This is a genomic window from Xanthomonas hortorum (assembly GCF_040279205.1).
Lineage (GTDB): Bacteria > Pseudomonadota > Gammaproteobacteria > Xanthomonadales > Xanthomonadaceae > Xanthomonas > Xanthomonas hortorum_F.
On record NZ_JBEOLS010000024.1, the window covers coordinates 37,677 to 57,177 of the forward strand.

The following is a 19,501-nucleotide window of genomic DNA, read 5'->3' on the forward strand; positions in this document are numbered from 1 at the left end:
CTTGCGCCCTAGCGGCAGGCGCGAGAGCGAGGGCGGAGATCTATCCGCTCGATCCCGATGGGCTCCTTGGGGCGGGGGACGTTGTCCTTATCCTTCTTCTTGCGCGCCTCTCGCCACTCCTCAATGGAGGTAGGCATGGTCGGCACGACACTGCGATCAACGACCGCTCGTTTGACGAGGATGGGCTGAGACGGTTGAGAGATTGTCGATGCCTGCGTTTGACCGGCAGGTCCTGGCCCGCCGAGCCTCAGCAGCTCGGCAGCCAGATCGAGCGCGTATTGGATGTCCTCCACTTCTTGAGGGGGAAGGCGCGTAGTGCGCTGCTGAAGGAGGTGGCCGAGCAGGCGACTGGCGACCTGGATCTGCGTTTGGTGATGCATGGGTGCTCCTGTGTTGGGTAAGCACTCATCCAACCAAGAAACGGTGCTTACGCAAGAGCTCGCTTGTGGCTGCATTTCACAAATTTGAATACCCGAAGAAATTCGATGGCAGTTATGCCATTTGACGAATAGAAAAGATTTCAACTGGGTCGGCGTCCCCGATTCGTCGTTTGTAGAAGCACATGGTCCGCTGAGGCAACGGGAGTAATCGACCAACACGGCGACACGTGCTTCAAGCGGGATGTTTGAGTTGCTCATGTCTGTGAGGTCCGAGTTTATGCAGACAGACAATGGCGTCAGCAACTTGCCGCTGGCAGGCGGGCGCTAGCAATCGAGCCAAGCCCGGCGTTATGATCGAGGAAACATCGAAAGGAAACCTACCAAACAGGCTTTCTGCAACGGATTGAATGGGTTAAGTCGGAAGTGATCCGATCCCACTCTCTCCGCCAAATCATGGCGCGTTTTAGCTTGATTACAGCGTTTAATATTTTCTCGAGATCCTAAGATCCGAGAAGGACGCAAGCCGGGACATCTTCGACGTCTTGGCAAGACAGACGCAGGCCACTGTTGCCTAATTTGCTGCCACCTTCGCGCCGAATCTAGGCGGGTGGTTCGGCTATAAACGCGTCCGGCAGCAAGGTGGCTGAGTTCAGCCTCTATCCAAAGCGCTCAAAGCGCTGTTGACGACTTTATAGAGCCACATCCGTCTTACGATTCCAAAAATTTATCTGGTCAAGAGCGCAGTTCATCCATTAACCGGTTGGCGTTCTTGAAGCAGGCGTGCGCATGGCGGCCAATCTCGATCTGTTCGATTCAGGCATCGAAGAACCCATCTCCGACGCTTACCTCAAGCCGCTTGTGTGGTGTCGGGCAGAATTATCCCTCGGCTGGAAAGCAGGCTGACCGAATTGCGGAACACGTAGAGAATCAGGTCATCGTCGATCGAGCTGCTGTCGGGAATCACGACGACGCAATCGATTTGTTTGTGCTCGGGCGGAATCGTGTCCGCGAATTGCACGGAGAAGTCGTTGGATCCCATGGCGAAGGTGCCGGATGGGTCCGGGTAGCGCGAGCGTGCGACGATGACGAAGTAGGGCGTGCATGTGGCGGAATTCATCGGGCGCGCGGGCGTGCTGACAGGCGTGTTGTTGATGGAGTACGTCGCGGCCGAGGCGCTGATGTTTGCGATATAGACTTTGCCCGTCATTGCATCCTCCGATAGCGCATGGGTGTCACTCCGGCGGTCTGGCATCGCGACTGCCCGCAAGCCGGTGGCGGCCCGGCGTGTCGGCAGGGTCGCCGCCGGTCCACATTACGTCTGCTGCTGGAACGTGGCGGTCTGCATCCCGCCACCTGGCGCGTGCACCAGCTCTACTACGATTCCGGGCGGATAATTCGGGTCCGAGATGCTGTAGGTGTTGCCGACCACCAGATCCCGGTTGGGATACGGCGCGATATGCGAGACGAAGTACTGGGTCGGGTTGCCGGCCTGGACCACGATGTTGTTGCCGCTTGCGATGGCGCGGAGGCCGGGGTTTGCTTCACGGTGGTAGGCATGATGCGGTTCCTTCAATGATGCGATGCGGAACGGGCGGCCTCGCTACGCCCTCGGCGTTGGAGCTGTCGTTGGCGTTCATCGGGAGGGCTTCCACCCGCCCGGCGGAACCTGGATCTCCAGCTCGGGCGCAAGCACGATCGGTACTTGCGTGCCTTCCACATTGGCGAACAACGTGACGTCCAGACGCAGCAGTGCGACGTCGGTGGATGGCTGCATGATCGCGAACCAGCGTGCGCAGTCGTTGGCCAATTGTCCGGCCAGCAAAGGCAGCGTCACGGCATCATCCGAGACGGCTTGCGCGTCATCGCTGGTGAGTCGCACGTCGGTGGCGAGCAAAATCGGCACGTCGCTCCACAGGCCGGTGCCACCTTGTGCCGGCGCGGCGATCTGGTAGCTATACGTGGCAGCGATCTTGAGCAGGCGTTCCTTGGCCGCTGCGCTGGTGGCCTCGGCGAGCGGCGCCAGCGCGTTTTCGATTGCGTCGGCCAGTGCGTCGCCGGAGCCGAAGGTGCGGCGCGGTACGGTGATGATCGGCACCGCTGGCGAGGCGAACGAGACCTCCGGCGTCCGGTAGATCAGGGCGGGATTGGTCCTCACGCCGTTGGCGCTGGCGAGATTGGCGTTGCGGACGATCCACCAGGTCGAATAGCCGGTCTGGCGCGTGGCGATGTCCAGGTTCTCCCAGACGACGTCGAGGGTACCGGTGGCTGCCTCGGGCAACGCCGCGTAGGCGTAGGTCGCCATGAACCAGCACGCCGTGTCGTCGGGTGCAGCCGCGCCAGCGGGTGACACCTCGCCGTGCATCTGGCCATTAATGGCTGGCCAGACGATGCTTGCGGCATCGCATTGGCCGTTCGCATACGCACCCTGGGCGAACAGCTGCACGGTTTTCTGTTCGTCGAACGCATGCGAAAGATTCAAGACGTAGCCCGTGCTCGACTGCGCTACCGGTGCGTTGGCGAGCAGCACCCGGGCGGCATCGCCGGGCGGGCCGCGCCATGCCGCCCACGCAGCGGTGACATGGCCGATCTGATCGAGCAGTGCGCCGATCACCTGCTGTGGTGTCGGCATGCCCACATGTGCGTCGAACGCACTCTGCTGCAGCGCCAGCACGGCGGGCCGCAACACCGGCCAAGCAGCCATGAACGCGGCCAACGCCTCGAACACGGCTTCGATGGTGCCGAGCTCGGAGGGCTGCCGGCCGCGCAGCGTGCCGCTCACTGGCCGGTTATAGGTCAGCGTCAGCCACAGTTCGTCCTGCGCTTCCTGCTCGGCCAGCACGAGCCGGGTCGAGTAATCCCATTGCAACGCGGTGGTGGCCGAGGCGGCGAAACGGACCGACGTTGTCTGTTCGGCGCGCTGCGTCTGCAGCACCGGCGAGGCGGGAAATGCGCGCACCGGCACCGGTGCGTCGATCGCACCAAGCGGCATGGACAGCGGATCGTTGGGAAGCTCGAGCACGAAGCGCAGCCATTGCGACGGCGTATAGCCGAATGCCGCTTGCGTGTCGTCGATCAGATGCTCGACGAAACGTGCGCCGTAGGTCAGGTCCAGATGCAGGTTGGCATCGTTGCCCGCGTGCGCGGCCGTCACCAGGAAATTGAGCAGGCCAGGCGTGGACGCGGTAGCTGTGGCAATCGGCAGCTTTGCGCTGCTGATGCTGCAGGAGGAGGGTAGGGTTTCGGTCGGGCCACTTGCCGTAGCGCTGGCAGTGAGGCCACCGAAGAAACGCGGTGGCAGCGTGCCCGCTTCTGCGGTGTTGGCCACGAAGACGTCGGCCGGCATTTGTACGATCGAGGAGACTGCGTAGGCGGTGGAGAGTGCGGCCAGCACGCTTTGTTCGAATTGATCCTGCGCGGCGGCAAGATCGCCGCCGGAAAGCGCTGGGAACACCGGGCCGACACCGCGCGCGAGCGCTTTTGCCAGGTTGGCTTTATGCCCCATCAGCGTCTGGTAGGCGGCACCGTTGAGCGCGGCGAGCGCCGCGCAGTTTGCCGGCGCGAGCAGTTCGTCGAATGCGGATAAAAAGCTCTGCGCCCAGGCATCGACATCCACGCCACTGAAGGTCTGCGTGGTGTAGGTCGGCACGAGCGTATCGGGATTGTAGACAGGCACCTGGGCGGGACCGGACATCAGCTTGGTGTTGAGCGGCAGCAGGGTGAAGTAGCTGGCCGCGCCCTGGCGGAACTGCACATGGATGCCGTGGGTCTTGCTCCAGCGCATGCCCCATAGCGAGGCCCCGCCGTCGCCGGTTGCCGGGCTGTCGGCTGTTGTGCGCACGGCGAGCCGGGTGGTGCCGTCGGCGCCATCGAAACCCGCGAAGCTGGCCTCGAACTGGCTGGCAAACCAGGCCAGGCCGACATCTTCCACCGGCGCCGCGCCGCTGGCAGCAGCGCGCTGACGTGCGCGGGCAGTGCCCTGCGACGGCGGGTCGAGATCGGCGGCCAGCGGCATCGCCACCGACACCGCGCGCGGCATGCCAGTGCGGGCTACCTCGTCGACCAACTCGGGCGGTCGGGTGAAGGTGAGCGTGACCGTTACCGCAAACAAATCATCGCCGCGATTTGCCAGATCGGTCTTGTCGAAGGGGAGCTGCAGCAGCAGGTCTTTGGGCGTTGCCGTGCCGCCGCCGAGCGCGTTGCTCAACTGCTGCACGATGTCGTTTGCGAACGTAGTCAGCGCCTGCTTGATGGCGTTACCGTCGCCGAGTTCGCCGCCGTTGGAGGGCAACACCGATTGGGTGAGCGTCACGCAGGTATGCGGATCTGCCAATTGCGCGGCCACGGTGGCATAGCGACCGAGCGCTGCGCGAATCTGCTGCTGAGCGCGGTCGTCGTCGGTTGCGGTCGCACCAGCTGCCAGGCCATGTACGCGCACGTGGGCCAGCGCCGGATCGGTGCGGATCACCAAGCTGGGGTCGAACTGCATCGATAAGCCCAGCTGGCTAGGCTTGTCCAACTGGCCGGGTTCGAAGCGATAGGCGCAGCGCACGCCAGGCCATTCCATTGGCGCGAGCAGCGCATCGTTGTAAAGCACCGGGAAGTCGGTGGTAAAAGTGTCGGTCGCGCCGTCGAGCGCGTTGCCGAACACGTCGTTCACGCGCAGCGTCAGATTCGGCTTGCCGCCGATCGCCGCATAGGGCAACGGCGTGCTGCTGACCAGTCCATTCTGGGTGACGAAGCGATAGGCAGGCACCACTTGCCGATAGCTCTGCTGGGCCGCGTCGAAGCTGTCCGGGCGCGCAGCGTTGGCCGCGTCCTCCCCGGCGCTGTCGGACGAAGGGCTCAGCGCCAGACTCCACAGCGAGGTGCCGAACGGGACCGCGCTGTCGGCCGCTGCGCCGTCGATGCGGAACTGCAGCAGGTGATAGAGGGCGGCGATCCAGTCGGCGTCGTACAGCGTGCCGGCTTCGCGCGCGAGCATCGTGTTGGCAATCGACCAGTCGGCCACAAAGCCAAGACAGCCGGGTGGATAAGACGGCTGGTAGTGCAGCAGCGGCGTGCCTGCGGCGTCGGCGACGCCGAGATACAGCGTGCCGTCCACGCTGCCCTGTGGCGCGAGCGCGAACGCGTTGTGCCAGGGATGGAATGTGGTCGAGGCGGGGAAGCTCACCAGTAGCGTAAGGGTGGCGGTGTCGCCGTTGGCAATGCCGTCGGTGGGCGCCGGTTGCCCCTTGGGGGTGAAGATACGCACCGGCAGCGGTTGGCCGCTGACGTCTGCGTAGCGCAGGAAATAGCCATCTGACTGGGTAACGCTGACTTCCCAGATCAGTTGCAGAAGCGCTTCGAGGCGCTGCTGGTTTTCCGGGGCGTCGGGGTGCTGCGGATCGGGGAAAAGTGTCGACACCGGGCCGAGTGGGTCGTCGCTCGCGCGCAGCAAGGTCTGGCGCATCGGCACATTCGCGAGCGCCGGCTCGCTGCTCGTCGACAGGTTGGTCTTTGCCAGCACTATCGGTTGCGCGGACAACGCGATCGCGTCGGATTGGTAGCCGGTGGTGGTGGCGTCGTAGAGCACCGAAAGGGTTGCGCCGGCCAGTGCTTGCGCGCTCAGTAAGGCATGGATGCGCTCGCGCGTGGCGTCGTCTGCACCGCCGATGCGGTAGATATCGGTGTAATACGGATTCGCAGGGCCGCCGTCGCCATCCACACTGCCGGCTGCGGCGCGATTCACCAGCCAGATCGGCACCTGGATCATCAGGGCCGGGTTGACCTGCTGCAGGCAGGCCGGGTCCGAGGTCTGCGGCCTGCCGGTCTGGACCGTCAAGGTGAGCGGCGCGCTGGCCGACTGCTGCAGCACCGCCGGCGGCAGCGGCACTACGAAGCGTGCTGGCGCGTCTGGTGCTGTCCAGGGCAGGCGATCGCGCGCGGCATACCAGACCGCCTCGCCATGCACCGGCGGGATCGGCGCCACGCTGACGGCAGCAGCTGCGGCAAGCGCCAGGCCGCGTCGGCTCCACAGCGGGCAGGGCACCGGTGGCACGGCCTCGACGGGCATCGTTGAGGTGACGCTGCTGCCGCCACCGGCGAACTTCACCGGAATTGCCGCCACCGCGCCGAGCGGGGCGGGTGCAAGCGAGAGGGTCGCCGAGACACTGGTGGGCGGCTCGCTTGCGTTGGTCGCAATTGCGAACTGCTGCCCGTTGAGCGCGTAGCCGGCGGCAATGTCGAGCGTGGATAGATCGACCTTCTCGATATCTGCTGGCGTCGTGGCCGGGTCGGGAAGGCGCATGCCGTTCATCAGGTAGCGCGAGGTCATGCCCCCCAGTGTGCGCGTCAGCGCGGTGTCCGGCAGTGCGCCGGGTTGCCCCGTCTCGCGCTCTGCGTCGGCGAGGCTGCTCGCCATCTGGCGGCACAGCGTGAGGAAGTAATCGTCGAACATGTAAGCGGTCAGCGACGGACCCTGCGGCGCGTCGCCGTCGGCTGCGCCGAAGCGTGCCGCGCCGCGCAGGTCGGGGTTGTCGGTCAGCACGCTGAGCGAGAGCTGGGCGAAATAGGCCTCGACGGCCTGACGGTAATCCGGATAGGTGCGCGCGTGGTCGGCGAACACCAGCGGCGTATCCTGTCCGGTCCAGCTCATCTGCAGCGCGTCGAACATCGGGAACATCGCCCAGTCGCCGTCCTCGCCGTCCTCGCGATGCACGCTCAGATCGATCGGATTGAGCGTGAAGCGGACGTCGGTGGACAGGCAACCGGTCAGCGTCTTATCCCACTCGGCAGGTGGCAAAGCGCGGCCTTGTCCCAGGTTCGCGATCACCTGGGCCCAACTGCCGGTACCGTTGGACCAGGTGCGCAAGAGCCATGATGCGAGCGCGCCGACCAGCATCTCGAGCGCGCTCAAGTGCGCGGCGTCGCTGGCGCCGGGCGCACCGATGATCAGCGTCGCCACGCCGACTGCGCTGCCGACGTCAGCCGTATACACCACCGACGGCTGCAGCAGGAACGACAGCGCCACCTCGACCGGCTCGACCGGCGGACTTGCGTGCCATGCGGTCCGGGCCAGCGGTGCGGTGGCAGCACGCAGCCGCTGACGATGGGCGAGCAGACTGCGCTCATGCTGTTCGATGCCGCGATGCGCCCAGTCGTTCATGCCATGGAAGGCGGGATCGAGCGGTCCATCCAGGCTGGCCGGGGTGCCGCCGGTGATCTCGAAAGAGGTGGAAATTGTGGTGTGGAAGCCCACCGAGATCGTGATGAACAGGATCTTCAGGCGTGCCTCGGCGTCCACGCGCGCGGTGACGTTGATGACCGTGCCGTAGCCGGTTTCGAATGCGATGCCGGCAACCACCGAGAGCCGCACAAGCACCGAGAGTTTGACCACGCTCAGATCGACCTCGCCCTGCAACTGCCCGACGATGCCGACGGTGGCGGCGAACCAGAAATAATCGGGCGTCTTGGAAACCGAGCCGCCATCCGCCGCGTCGCGCCATGCCAGGATGCCCTGGAAGGTGCCCTGCGCGGTCAGCGACAGCGACGCCGAGAATGGGCCCGCACTGATCGAACGCCCGACCCCGAACCACATCGCCAGACCGAAGGTCACAATCGGGTTGTAGCTGACCACGTCGGTGGCCGCCGCCGAGCCGATTGCCTTCAGCGCGGCGGTGGCGCTGGCTGGATTGTCGCCGCTGCGCAGCTTGCCGAAGTAGAAGCCGCAGCCGCCGGTGAAGATGTAGACCTGCACGCCGATCGAATCGTCGCCGAGCGGCCAGCCGACGCTGACCTTGAAGTCGCCATTGGTGTAGATCCAGATCTTGAACGAGGGCAGCGTGAGCGCCACCGCGCCGAGGTTGATCTGACGGAACTGCGTGGGCATCGTCAGCGCGCCGTAATACACGCCAAGATGTGGGCCGAGTTTTTGGTACAGGATTTCGAACAGCAGCCCTTTGAACTGGTCGGCCGAGCAGGTGATTTCCAGTCCATAGAGCACTGGATCGTTGAAGACGGCACGGATGTCCCAGCCCCGCACCAGGATGTGTGCGGCCACGAACCAGTCGCGCGATGCGTCGTAATACGTGCCCAGGCTATCCAGCAGTTGCCGCGGGTCGTTGGTGGTGAACGTCGATTCGAGTTCGGTAAACATCGCCGCAATCGGATCGTCCTTGGTCATATCCGCGCGCGGGCCGAAGCGCTGGCCCAGGCCCAGATACTTCACCTGGAAATTGCTGCCGCCCTGCGCGGGGACCGGGAACGGATAGTTGACGACCGAGGTCTTGGCGTCATCGCCCAGCGGTGCGGCGATCGTCGTTCCCGGTTGGATCCCTGCCGCGAGCAAACGCGTCTGCATAAACGCGTCCTGCTCCGAAAACGCCACGCGTGCACTGACCGCCAGCCCATCCTTGGATGTTTCGTAACCGACGATCAGATCGTAGACGGTGAATTTCGGCTCGATGGTGACCGGGCCATAGTTGCCGCCGAGCCGGATGCCGTAGCCATCGTCGTCGTACAGTTTCACCACCAGTTGTACTGCCGTCACCTCGCCGACCGATACGGTCAAATAGGGTGCGATCTTCACGTCGAAGATCTTGCTCCATGGCAGCGAGGCGCTCAGATGCGCAATCTGCCCGACCGCATCGATCCCCAGCATCTTGGCGATCTGTCCGATCACCGCGCCCAGGCTCAGCGGCGGCTGCCGCAGCGATGGCCCCACCACGAGTTGGGCAGGGCCATCGCCGAACGCAAAGCCGAATTGCAGGCCATAGCCGGCCGCATCGGCATCGACGAGTGCGTGCGATGCCGACGGCAGCAGCAAGGTGGCTTGTACGCCTAGCGTGAACCTGCTCATGGGCGGCGCGTCAGCTGTTGGACTTGGGCGTTTCGTTACTGGCGCCGAACACCGCGCCTTCGATCGACAGCACGCCCGGAATCAGCGGGATGCCCTGGCCGTCAGGCCACACCGCCGACATCGCAAGTGTGTACAGGGTGGACTGATCGGGGGAGGCCGTGCCCGGTACCTTTATGTGGAATTGGTCGACGGCCACGTCGAGCGTGGTGAGCTTGCTCATGATGCTGTCCAGCGGTGCCGGCAATTGGTCGGCGCTGGGCAGGTCGATGTTGAACTGCGTCTTGAACCATGCCGCAAAGTCGTCCAGCGTGCCGAGATCGACCGGCGCGGGCAGCGTGAACTCGATTCCGTTGGTCTTGGCGTTGGCGATGTCGTCGGTCGATACCGGCACCATGGTGCCGTGCAGATTGAAGTTCAGGCCGAAGACCAGATGCGTGCTCGGCGGGGTCGGCGGATCAGCGGCGACCACGGCGGCGGCCTTGCGCGACAGTTGCTTGCTCATGGGTGGTTCTCCTGGGTGCGGCACTGCGGTGGGTGATGGGCGCGGGAGGCAACGGGTGGGTGCCGCCGCTGAGGACCTGGGCATCGACGATCCCTTCGAGGATCGCCGCGACCGGGTAGGTGGTGCTGCCAGTGGCGAGGTAGAGCACGCCGGTGGCCGGATCCTTGCGCACGCTGATGGCGATTGCCCACAGTGCCGCCAGCGGCGTGCCGGCGGCCATCGCGACGGGCAGGTTCCACCCTTAGACGTCGTTGAGCGCTTGCATCAGCACAGGAACACTGCGTGCGGCGAGAATCGGATCGGTGTCGGTCATGGCGTCTGCGTCGCAGCCAGGCTCCAGCCCAGATTGCCGCCGCCCGGATCATTGGCGTCGGCGAACAGGATGAAATCGGCAAGTACCTTCGGCGGCAGCGTGATACCGAACACGCTGAGTGCCACGTTGTTGAACATCAGCACGTAGGCCGGCCCATTCTTTGTCTTCACCAGCCCGAGGTTGGCCGCCGAGAAAGTCGTCTTGAGCAGGCCTTGCAGGTTGAAGCCGAAGGCGCCGGCAGTGACCTGCGGCAACTGCACGAACAGCGCGACGCCGTCGTCGTCGGGCGTGTAGGTGCTCGCACCCCAGGCGACGATCAGCGAGGCATCGAGCGATGCGTGGGCATCGGCCAGCGCGCCGAGCGCGCCGAGCGGCAGCGCGAATTGCAGGGCATACAGCGGCTTGGAGGTCACATACGCGACCTGCGTAGGCATCGGCGCAACGCCACCGCCGCCTGGCACGCTGGCAGCGACGCCGGTCAGCGCCGGCACCTGCACGGGCAACGCGCCCAGCGCCTTGATATCCAGGCCCGCCTCGTCGTGCAGGATCGCCTGCAGCGTGAGCGGCAGCATGCGCACCAGTGCGCCGGGCCGCCGTCCGCTGCGATCGTCCGTTGCCCGAAGCCCCGAGAAATCCGCAATGATCTGCGGCAGCCCGATGCGCTTGCCGTCGGCGTCGAGCTGACAGCTGATGCCAAACGCCAGGCTTGTCAGCGCAACACCGGTGGTGGTCATGCCGGGTGCGGCACCGGGCAGGCCGTAGGAGAACAGGTCGAGCCCGGTCACGCCAGGAAACGGATCGGCCGCGAACGCGAGCGTGCCGCTCAGTGCAAAGCGCGAGGTGATGGTGGTGCCGGCATCGGCATCGGCGGGGACGGACGGGACGGAGGCAATCGGCACTAGGCTGGCGCCACTGACCTGGAAGGTATCGATCACCCGGATGCGTGAGCGGTCCGGGTTGAACGCGAAGCTGCCGTGCTGGCCGCCGTCGAACGTCACCGTGCCGACCTCGCCGTGCCTCTGATAACGGCCCGCCACTACCACCGTGTTGGGCGGCACGTCGGCGTTGGCATCCGCGCCGGTCAGCGTGACCGCACGGCCGAACAGCGTGTTGATGGTCATTCCCACCCGGCAATGGAACTGGGTGACGAGCGACTGATTGATCGCCACCGACAGCTCCTCCACGACGAATGCGTAGTCCGGCGGCGTCTGTTCCGAGCGCGGCATGGCACGCTCGCGCTTGAGGATGGCGGTGGCCGCGTGGTGGTAGATCACTCCGAACAGTGCGCTTTCGCTGATCTGCGGCTCCTGGTCGGCGCCGTCGCTGATGCGGTTGACCTGCACGCCGAAGTGATGGGCGCTCAACTGTCCGTCGATGCCGGCCAGCAGCATCTGCAGATCGTCCGGCATGCCGTTGCCATTGATCGGTGCATTGAAGGCAAGCATGCCGGTCCAGCCGGGATCGGCCGCCTTGGTGCGGAAATCGGCGAACGGGTCGTCGTCATCGCTGCTCGCCTTTTCTGCAATGGCCAGCGCATCGATCAGCACAGACTGGGTGTCGGTTACGCGCGTAGCGTCGCCGATGAAATAGTCCGTGTTGGCCCAACTCTCCGGCGCACGGATCAGCTCGGCCAGGCTCTGTGTCGTTGCGTACTTGAAGACAAGGACGGTGCGCCAGCGATCGGTTGCGTCGACGTCGGGCGCAATCTCGAAGTTGAAGCCTGCCACCGCGATCATGCGGGTGATGTTCGGGAACCGGCTCCAGTCGTTGAGCACCAGAAACAGTTGCTCGCGCATCAAGGTGCTGGCCAACTGCGCGTCCACTACGCCGGTTGCAGGATCGGCGTCGAACGACAGCGTCTGCTCCGCACTGCGTGCGAGCAATAGCGACTGCCAGGTGCCGGCCTGCACCTCGGGCGCCTGCGCGGCGGCAATGCCGGCCCGCGTTGACTGCGTTGCCGAGTTGAGCTGGACCAGCAGCCCTTGCGGTGTGGAAGTGCGGGTGCCGGGCAAGGGCGCGCCCTGTTCGCCAACGAACACCGGGCGATCAGGCGTGCTACCGCGGATCAGCGCGCCGCGCAGGCCGGCGATCACCTGTTTCTCGTAGCCAGCCAGCAGCTGAGCGTCCTGTACGGTCGCGTCGGCGAGCGCGAACACACCGCCGTACTGCACCATCGGAAACGCCACCGGGACCTCGTCACTCTTCGTCGTCGATGCGAGCGTGGAGACGAGCGCAGACACCGCAGCCGGATAGCGCATGTCCGGGGAGACCGCGCCGCGCCCGAAATTGACCGACGCGCCAGGTTGCGCGTAGTAGCCGCGCATGGCGGTGGCCGCGCCCGGACGAAACCGCACCCACGAGGTGGCAAATGGCCCGTCCAGCAATGGCTTGGTGTCGGCGCCGTTGGCCAGCGTCATGCGCCGGGCCATGGCGGTGCCAAACGCTGTCGAGCAGGCCGGCATCGATGGCACGAAATCGAGAATGTCGCCGTCTGCGACGCGCAGGTATTCGGTGCCGAGCGTGCCGCAGGAAAGCTTCGCCGCACCGCCCGGTACCGTCAGGACGAACGGGCCAAGTGGGGCGAGATAGGCTGCCGGCGCTTGCGCAGCGCCGGGCCGTGCAGCCGGATAGAGCCCGACCCGCGAACCATTCGACGTCACGCTCGGTGCCAGTGTCACCAGATCGCCAGACACGGTACGGCCGAACGACGAGGCCAGGTTGTCCAGCCGCTGCGGCCGGAACAGGAAACGGGTGCGTGTCCCGTCTAGCGGTGCAAGCGGATCCATCTCGCAGTCCAGCAGAAACGCCGGCCAGTCGTTGGCGGGCAGCGGCGGTAGCACCGGATAGCGCAGTTGCGCAAACCCCTGCGGCGCCTGTGGGTCCGGATGGAAGTAGCGCAGCTCGCCGCCTTGCAGGCTGGCCGCCTGCGGATCGTCGGCGAACAGCCCGAACAGGTTGTACGGGTCCCACGCTGCGGTGAAGCGCAGCAGGCCGGCCGCGGCCGGATCGAACGACAGCGCCACCGTGTAGGCGTCTGGCGAGAGCGGCGTGCCCTGGCCGGAGTCGCGTAGCAGGGCGATGCCATCGCCCACGAAGGTGGCCTGCCCGGTCTCTGCTGACAGCGTCCATTGCGCACCGCTCGGTAGCACCAGATCGACATGACCGAACGGCAGCGAGCCGTTGCTGCCCGCCACCTGCCCGCTGGTGGGCGAGAAGTAGAACAGCGGCACGCTCGTGCAGGCCCAGGATTGCGGCGGCGGCGCCTGCCATAGCCAGGCCACCCCACGCAGCGTGGCGTAAGGCGGCGTGAGCCCGAGGGTTTGTGCGATGTCGGCCGGCTCCGCCGGCAGTGCCTGCGATTGCGGATGGAACAGGAAATAGCCGGGCTGTTGCCAGGCTTGCGACAAGCTCAACTCCTGCGGCGCCTGCTCGTCTCGCCGGACGCCGATCTGCGATGCGCCGGCACCGCCCGGCAGCAGCAAAAAGCCTGCCTGGACGGGCGCGACACCGATGGCCTGATCCACGGCGGCCGAATAGAGCGCAAAGCCGGCGGCGTCGAGCGCGATCCGAGTGAAGATCATGTCTGCCATGGAGTGCATCGGTGAGCTGATCTCCGGTGAGCCGCGACGTACCTCGATCCGAGTGCGCAGACGGACGCAATGACGGCGATCCGGATGCGGCGTGGTCGTCGGCATCGATGGACGGCGGTTGTCTGCCGGCCATCGCGCCTGCATCAACCGCGGACGTTGGGTACGCCAGATGCCGCCTGTGCGTGGTCGATCAGACCGCGTCCTGCGATTCTTCCTTGGCCGCCATGCTCAGCGATGTGGTGACATCGAAGGTATTGAGTACCACGCCGCGCGCCGTCAACAGGATTGCCTTGTTCTGCGTGATATACAGAATCAGGTCGTCGTCGAGGCTGCTGTCCTGTGAAATAGTGACCGTGGCGTGGCCAGTGCGGCTATCCCATGGGAAGACCAACGTGTTGTCGCCGTATGCGAACACCGCGCTCGTCGAGGGATACTTCGAACGCGGCACGGCCAGCGAACTCGGCGTATATAACGGCGGCGTCGGGCCGGCGGCCCAACCGGCGATGTTGCCGGCATTGTTGTTGGTTACCAGCAGAGACGTGATGGGTTCGTTGTAGCTGTTGAATACCGTGACTTTGCCTGCCATGAGATGCTCCTGACGTTGTGGGTGAAGAGACGGAGACAGTGATTCGCTTCGTTTGCCGATTGGCTTGCTGCGCTAACGACAGTTTGGAAAAGGAATCCGAATTGGTATCGATGCGACACGTGAGACATGGCGCCCAGCGATCATCCTGACGAGGGTGGCGACGCGTTTGCGGTGGATCGTTCAAAGGTTCCCTCTATCTGCACCTTGCCGGTTTAAAAAAACGCTACCCGACATAACGTCTCACCAGGTGGTCCATCTTCGATTGCTCCGAACCAACGGCTCAAATGCAGGTGGTTGGGTTTCTGCTTCCCTGCGGCGCATTGGAAGGAAGCTTGAAGACGTGGCAGGTCCTGATCGGCGCGGTATCGATGCGAACCGTGACATGGGTGTCGCCCCCTGCTCCGGGAGGTATTTGCCCACCGCCATGCTCTCCTTTCGTGAAGGTGCAGCTATTGGCGGCGTATGCGGTTCTGAGCCGATCATTTGAAGAGTTCGCAACGCGGGTGGGCCAGCCGCTGATGGAGCCCTCGATGTGGGCGACAACGTTGCAACTGGCGGTTGCGTGACCACTTGACGCAAGCAGCGTCAGCAAGACGGCTGCTTTGATGCCTTGATTGTGGATAGGCATATCGATGTCCTGACGAGAGTTGGGAGCTGCATAAAATGCGTTGGCCAACCTTGTCGGATGCGCCAATGGGAACCCGACATAACGTCTCAGAGTCGACGAAATCTTCAGCAGACCATGTGGTCCGGCGCATTCGTGGCGCGACGTCCAGCGAGGGCAATCGATGGTGTGAGAGCGGCTCACAAAGCGACTGCGCTCACCGCCAGGCGAGCGCAGCGGGTACCCGGTGCGGCATGTGCCACTCGTCCACTGTTGTTCTGAGTGCGCCGTCCATACCCGGCCGACGGCTGCTCGCGACGTTGGGGACGCCGCGCTTAAATGATCGCAGCCTTGACCTTGAACACGTCCACAGCGCGGATCAGCTGCACGGAGTGGTCTTCGAGCGCACGCGCGGCGGTGCTCGCCGCTTCCACCAGGCGGACGTTGTGTTGGGTGGTTTCGTCCATCTGGGCGATGGTCTGATTGACCTGTTCGATGCCGCCGGCCTGCTCTTGGGAGGCGGCGGAGATGTGGCCCATGATGTCGGTGACGTGCTGGACGCTGGTGACGACCTCGCTCATGGTGGTGCCGGCCTTTTGCACCAGTGTGGCGCCGTCGGCGACGCGTTGTACGGAGTCGTCGATGAGCCGTTTGATTTCCTTGGCGGCGTCCGATGAGCGGTGCGATAGGGTGCGCACTTCGGAGGCGACCACGGCGAATCCGCGGCCTTGTTCGCCTGCGCGTGCGGCTTCGACGGCGGCGTTGAGGGCGAGGATGTTGGTCTGGAAGGCGATGCCGTCGATGACCGAGATGATGTCGGCGATGCGCTTGGACGCCGCTTCGATACCGGACATCTGTTCGATGACCTGGCCGACCACGTCGCGTCCGTCCGAGGCGATCGCTGCGGCGCCCAGCGCGAGCTGGTTGGCGCGGCCTGCGTGCTCGGCGTTCTGCTTGACGGTGGAGGTCAGCTCTTCCATCGAGGCGGCGGTTTCTTCGAGACTGGCGGCCTGCTGTTCGCTGCGGCGCGCCAGTTCCTGATTGCCGCTGGCGATGTCTTCGGCGGCAAACCCAATGCTGTTGGAGGTGGTCTGGATATGCGTGACGATGTCGGTCAGGCGATGCACGGTGCTGTTGGCATCGTCGCGCATCGAGGCGAACACGCCGTGGAAGTTGCCGGTCATGCGTACGGTGAGGTCGCCGTCGGCGATGGCGCGCAGCAGGTCGGAGAACCTGGCCAGGTTGGTGTCGGAGGAGGCCATCATGGTGTTGAGGTTTTCGACCATCAGGCGGAAGTCGTGCTCGAACTTTTCCGGCTGGCCGCGGAGTGCGAAGTTGCCTGCGCACGCAGCCTGGGTGAGTTCCTGGATCTGTGCGTTGATGGCACGCAGGTTCTGCTTCACCTGCTGCATGGTGGCGGTGATGGCCGCCTTTTCGCCGGGATACTGTTCGATCTCCTGCGCGAGATTGCCCACCGCGTAGCTGCCCATGACCTCGGTCATGCGCAACTGAGTCTGCACGTGCGCATGCACCAGTGCGTTGGTGTCCTGCACCATATCGCCGTATTCGCCCGGGAAACGCTTGGCGTCGGTGCGGTAGCTGATCTCGCCGGCTTCGTGGCGGGCGGCCATGGCGCGCTGGGCGGAGATCACCTCTTGAAGGCGGCGCTGCATCTGTTGCATGGCACGCAGCAGCTGGCCGGATTCGTCCTGGCTGGTGGGCATGTCCTGGCTGCGCAGATCGCCGTCGTTGATGCGCTCTGCCAGGCGCAGCGATTGGCGCAGGGGCAGCACCACGCTGCGGGTGAGCAGGAAGGCAATCGTGGCGCCCAGCAGCAGCGCGATGACGGTGGAGATCACCATCAGCATGGCGAAGCCGCGTGCAGTGGCGACGGCGTCTTTGGCGGCCTCGCGGTTCTTGGCTTCCTGCAGATCGATGAAGGCATTGATGCTGGCCAGCCAGGCAATGAAGTCGGGCCGCGCTTCATGTAACAGCAGCTGCTCTGCCTGCGGTTTGTCGCCTGCCTCGCGCAGTGCACGCACGTTGGCGATAAACGGCATGGTGCGCTGCTCGATCGCCTTGATCTGCTGGAGAATCTCTTTGTCTTTGGCATCCGAAGAGGCGGCGATCATGTTGTCGAGCGGCTGCGCGGAGCGTGCGTAGTCTGCGGCGAGCTTGTCGATCGATTGTTCTGCCGCGTGCCGGTCTGCCGCCTCGTCCATCAGCACCACATCGCGCAGCGCAATCGCACGGTCGTGGACGCTGCCGCGAAAGTTGATCGCATAGCGTTGTTTGACGCTGTTGACCTCGTTGATGGCGGTCAGCTGCTGGTCGATGCTGCGCACGCGGTGGATGCCGACGACGGTCAGGATCACCATCAGCACGATGATCGACAGAAAGCCAAGGGCCAGGCGTTGACCAATACGCAGATTCAAAAAGACATGCATGGGGGGTCGATCGATGATCCGACAAAGCGGAGAGCAGGGGAGTCCCGGCAGCAGCCGGGAGGCGAAGGCAGGTGCACGCTGCTCGAAGCGACATGGCTGCCGCTGCTCCGATTGCGTCTCTACGTGTTCGTTAGCGACCCCAGCCATTGAAACTGAAACCGGCGCGTCGGCCGATTCAGGTGTGGTTGGTTTCGTGGCGATGCGACGTCATCCCGATCGGGACGACACGTCGCAACGTCACCGCGCTGCGCAGCGCTTGAGAGCCCGGCAGGCTCAGTCGTAGCGCGCCAGATCCGGCGCCTTGATCGAGGGCGTCATCAGCTTCGCAGCGATGGTCTGGATGCTCGGTTGGCTGGCGAACTTCAGTGCGCCGTGCAACAGCTGGATGCCGAGCCGGCTATGCGGGTTCATCAGTCGCGGACCGATCTTGGGCACGCCCTGGCCCTGTTCGACCATCGGCCGCATGGCGGCCTCGTAGGCGGCGAATGCGCTCTGCACATCATCGGTGCGTGCGATCTCGCTTGCCAACACATAGCCGCCGGTGACCGCCAGTGTGGCGCCAATACCGGCCAGCGGGGTTGCGCACCACGCCGCGTCACCGGTCAGGACGACGCGGCCTGTGTGCCAGCGCGGCATGCGCACCTGCCGCAAGGCGTCGAAGTAGAAGTCGTCGGTGCTGTCCATGCCGTCCAGTACGCGCGCTGCCTGCCAGCCGGCGTCGGCGAACTGTTCACGCAAGTATGCTTTCTGCGTTGCCTGATCCCAGTCCTGTTCGCCGTCGGTGACTTTTTGCAACGTGAGCATGGCGCGGGTGGTGCCGTGCCGGTCCGGTCGCAACGAGACGCTGCGGCCGCCGGTGGTGTGATACCAGCGCCACAGGCGATCGTCGTCTGCGCTGCGTGCGATGGTGAAGTAGGCGATGGTCAGATCCATCCAGCGTGGGTCGTTTTCGCCCGGGAAAAGCTGTTCGCGCGTGGAGGAGCCGACGCCTTCGGCGATGATGACTGCATCGAAGCGGTCGCTGCTTCCGCTGTGGAAATTGACTAGCGCGCCGTTGCCGTCGTCCTGGATGCTGGCGATGCGGTCGCCGAAGCGATAGGTCACCTTGTCGCGTGCGGCTTCGTAGAGCAGGCGGGCGAGGTCGCCGCGCAGGATCTCCAGCTCGGCGGTCGGGCTATCGCCGTCGATGTCGTCGGTCTTGAAAGTGGCGACCGCATGGCCGTGTTCGTCGACCCAGGCAGTGCCTTGCTCGCCGGTGCCATGGTCGAGTGCGGCCTGCTCCAAGCCCATGCGCTGCAGGACCTGGCGGCCGACGCCGCGCACGTCGATGTTCTGGCCGCCGTCGCGGAAGTGCGCCGCCTGTTCCACCACCACGACGTCGATGCCTTGGTTGGCCAGCGTCCAGGCGGCGGTGTTGCCGGCGACGCTGGCGCCGGTGATGAGGATGCGACGCGCCATTACGATCACCCGTAGAGATAAATATCAGAGGTGATATTACAGGTCTGCGCCGCGTTGCTCCAGGTTGACGATCAGGCGCTGCATGAACGCGACGGTTTTCTGGGCCTCCTCAGCTGAGAAGCCTTCCAAGGCATCGGCATTCAGATCGATCAGCACCCGAGCGCCCAGCTCGGCCATCTTGCGACCGCGCGCGGTGAGCGATACCAGCGCGGCGCGGCGGTCCTGCACGGTGGGCGCGCGTTTGATGAGCTTTTGCGCTTCCAGCTTGTCGAGCAGGGCGACCATGGCGGGCTGCTTGACCGCCGAGGCGATCACCAGGTCGCGTTGTAGCATCGGCCCCTTCCAGGACAGCAGTAGAATCGGTCCGATCAGGGCCAGCGAGACGCCGTGCGGCCGCAATTCGGCGTCGACCAGCCGATTGAAGACCCGCGCTGCGTGATTGGCCAGGTAACCCGGCGCCACCGCCGCCTGGGGGTGAATGCGTTCGTCTTGATCCTGCATGCGCGCAACCGTGTGATGCCTTTCAGCCATCGGGCGATTTTATCGGGCATCAAGGCGCGGGGCATGGGTGCTGCTCCCGGCGACGCGTTCACGGCTGCATCGGTGCGACCTTTGCTGCTGGCATGGCACGCCGTCGTCGGTTGGGCACGCTACCGGTCAGGCAGTCGTTGCGCAGTCGAGGCAGTGCATCGCCTGGGTGCTGCGCAGCGAGCGTTGCCTGCGCTAGCTATTCAGCAATGCCGGGTGGGTTCGGCTGGACGCAGCCGGGCGCAGGCCAGATGATA

The 19,501-nt window shown here is 64.7% G+C and carries 12 protein-coding genes; all 12 read right to left on the bottom strand.

Translation table 11 applies throughout. From position 1 onward, the window contains the following. Positions 1-8: 8 nt before the first annotated feature. The gene (locus ABS769_RS11605) at positions 9-380 is read right to left on the bottom strand and encodes a hypothetical protein (RefSeq protein ID WP_317061868.1); all 372 of its coding nucleotides are present in this window, start codon (positions 378-380) and stop codon (positions 9-11) included. A gap of 847 nt (positions 381-1,227) precedes the next feature. Beyond that, entirely contained in the window at positions 1,228-1,587 is a 360-nt protein-coding gene (locus tag ABS769_RS11610) for a hypothetical protein (RefSeq protein ID WP_317061856.1), read from the bottom strand. A 105-nt stretch (positions 1,588-1,692) separates the two neighbouring features. After that, positions 1,693-1,953, bottom strand: coding sequence for a hypothetical protein (locus ABS769_RS11615; RefSeq protein ID WP_317061857.1), 261 nt, complete (start codon positions 1,951-1,953; stop codon positions 1,693-1,695). Between the two features lie 60 nt (positions 1,954-2,013). After that, on the bottom strand, positions 2,014-9,216 hold the full coding sequence (locus tag ABS769_RS11620; RefSeq protein ID WP_317061858.1) for a hypothetical protein: 7,203 nt from the start codon (positions 9,214-9,216) through the stop codon (positions 2,014-2,016). A 10-nt stretch (positions 9,217-9,226) separates the two neighbouring features. Continuing rightward, positions 9,227-9,718 carry a hypothetical protein gene (locus tag ABS769_RS11625; RefSeq protein WP_115038584.1) on the bottom strand — a complete coding sequence of 164 codons (492 nt, stop codon included), beginning with the start codon at positions 9,716-9,718 and terminating at the stop codon, positions 9,227-9,229. Further along, positions 9,672-9,938: a hypothetical protein gene (locus ABS769_RS11630; protein WP_317061859.1), complete on the bottom strand. Its 267-nt coding sequence runs from the start codon at positions 9,936-9,938 to the stop codon at positions 9,672-9,674. Before ABS769_RS11630 ends, ABS769_RS11625 begins: the two co-directional genes overlap by 47 nt. 89 nt (positions 9,939-10,027) lie before the next feature. Continuing rightward, positions 10,028-13,621, bottom strand: a complete 3,594-nt coding sequence (locus ABS769_RS11635; protein ID WP_317061860.1) for a hypothetical protein — start codon at positions 13,619-13,621, stop codon at positions 10,028-10,030. A 190-nt stretch (positions 13,622-13,811) separates the two neighbouring features. Further along, positions 13,812-14,207, bottom strand: a complete 396-nt coding sequence (locus ABS769_RS11640) for a hypothetical protein (protein WP_115038591.1) — start codon at positions 14,205-14,207, stop codon at positions 13,812-13,814. Between the two features lie 280 nt (positions 14,208-14,487). Then, on the bottom strand, positions 14,488-14,835 hold the full coding sequence (locus tag ABS769_RS11645; RefSeq protein WP_317061861.1) for a hypothetical protein: 348 nt from the start codon (positions 14,833-14,835) through the stop codon (positions 14,488-14,490). Between the two features lie 311 nt (positions 14,836-15,146). Further along, positions 15,147-17,258, bottom strand: coding sequence for a methyl-accepting chemotaxis protein (locus tag ABS769_RS11650; protein ID WP_317061862.1), 2,112 nt, complete (start codon positions 17,256-17,258; stop codon positions 15,147-15,149). Between the two features lie 273 nt (positions 17,259-17,531). Then, a complete protein-coding gene (locus ABS769_RS11655; protein ID WP_317061863.1) occupies positions 17,532-18,716 on the bottom strand; it encodes an FAD-dependent monooxygenase in 1,185 nt (394 codons plus the stop codon). 36 nt (positions 18,717-18,752) lie between these two features. Next, positions 18,753-19,217, bottom strand: a complete 465-nt coding sequence (locus ABS769_RS11660) for a MarR family winged helix-turn-helix transcriptional regulator (RefSeq protein ID WP_317061864.1) — start codon at positions 19,215-19,217, stop codon at positions 18,753-18,755. Between the last annotated feature and the right edge of the window lie 284 nt (positions 19,218-19,501).

Coding starts and splice junctions, on each gene's coding strand:
- ABS769_RS11605 (WP_317061868.1), bottom strand. CDS start 380: ATGCATCACCAAACGCAGATCCAGGTCGCCAGTCGCCTGCTCGGCCAC.
- ABS769_RS11610 (WP_317061856.1), bottom strand. CDS start 1,587: ATGACGGGCAAAGTCTATATCGCAAACATCAGCGCCTCGGCCGCGACG.
- ABS769_RS11620 (WP_317061858.1), bottom strand. CDS start 9,216: ATGAGCAGGTTCACGCTAGGCGTACAAGCCACCTTGCTGCTGCCGTCG.
- ABS769_RS11625 (WP_115038584.1), bottom strand. CDS start 9,718: ATGAGCAAGCAACTGTCGCGCAAGGCCGCCGCCGTGGTCGCCGCTGAT.
- ABS769_RS11630 (WP_317061859.1), bottom strand. CDS start 9,938: ATGGCCGCCGGCACGCCGCTGGCGGCACTGTGGGCAATCGCCATCAGC.
- ABS769_RS11635 (WP_317061860.1), bottom strand. CDS start 13,621: ATGGCAGACATGATCTTCACTCGGATCGCGCTCGACGCCGCCGGCTTT.
- ABS769_RS11640 (WP_115038591.1), bottom strand. CDS start 14,207: ATGGCAGGCAAAGTCACGGTATTCAACAGCTACAACGAACCCATCACG.
- ABS769_RS11645 (WP_317061861.1), bottom strand. CDS start 14,835: ATGCCTATCCACAATCAAGGCATCAAAGCAGCCGTCTTGCTGACGCTG.
- ABS769_RS11650 (WP_317061862.1), bottom strand. CDS start 17,258: ATGCATGTCTTTTTGAATCTGCGTATTGGTCAACGCCTGGCCCTTGGC.
- ABS769_RS11655 (WP_317061863.1), bottom strand. CDS start 18,716: ATGGCGCGTCGCATCCTCATCACCGGCGCCAGCGTCGCCGGCAACACC.
- ABS769_RS11660 (WP_317061864.1), bottom strand. CDS start 19,217: ATGCAGGATCAAGACGAACGCATTCACCCCCAGGCGGCGGTGGCGCCG.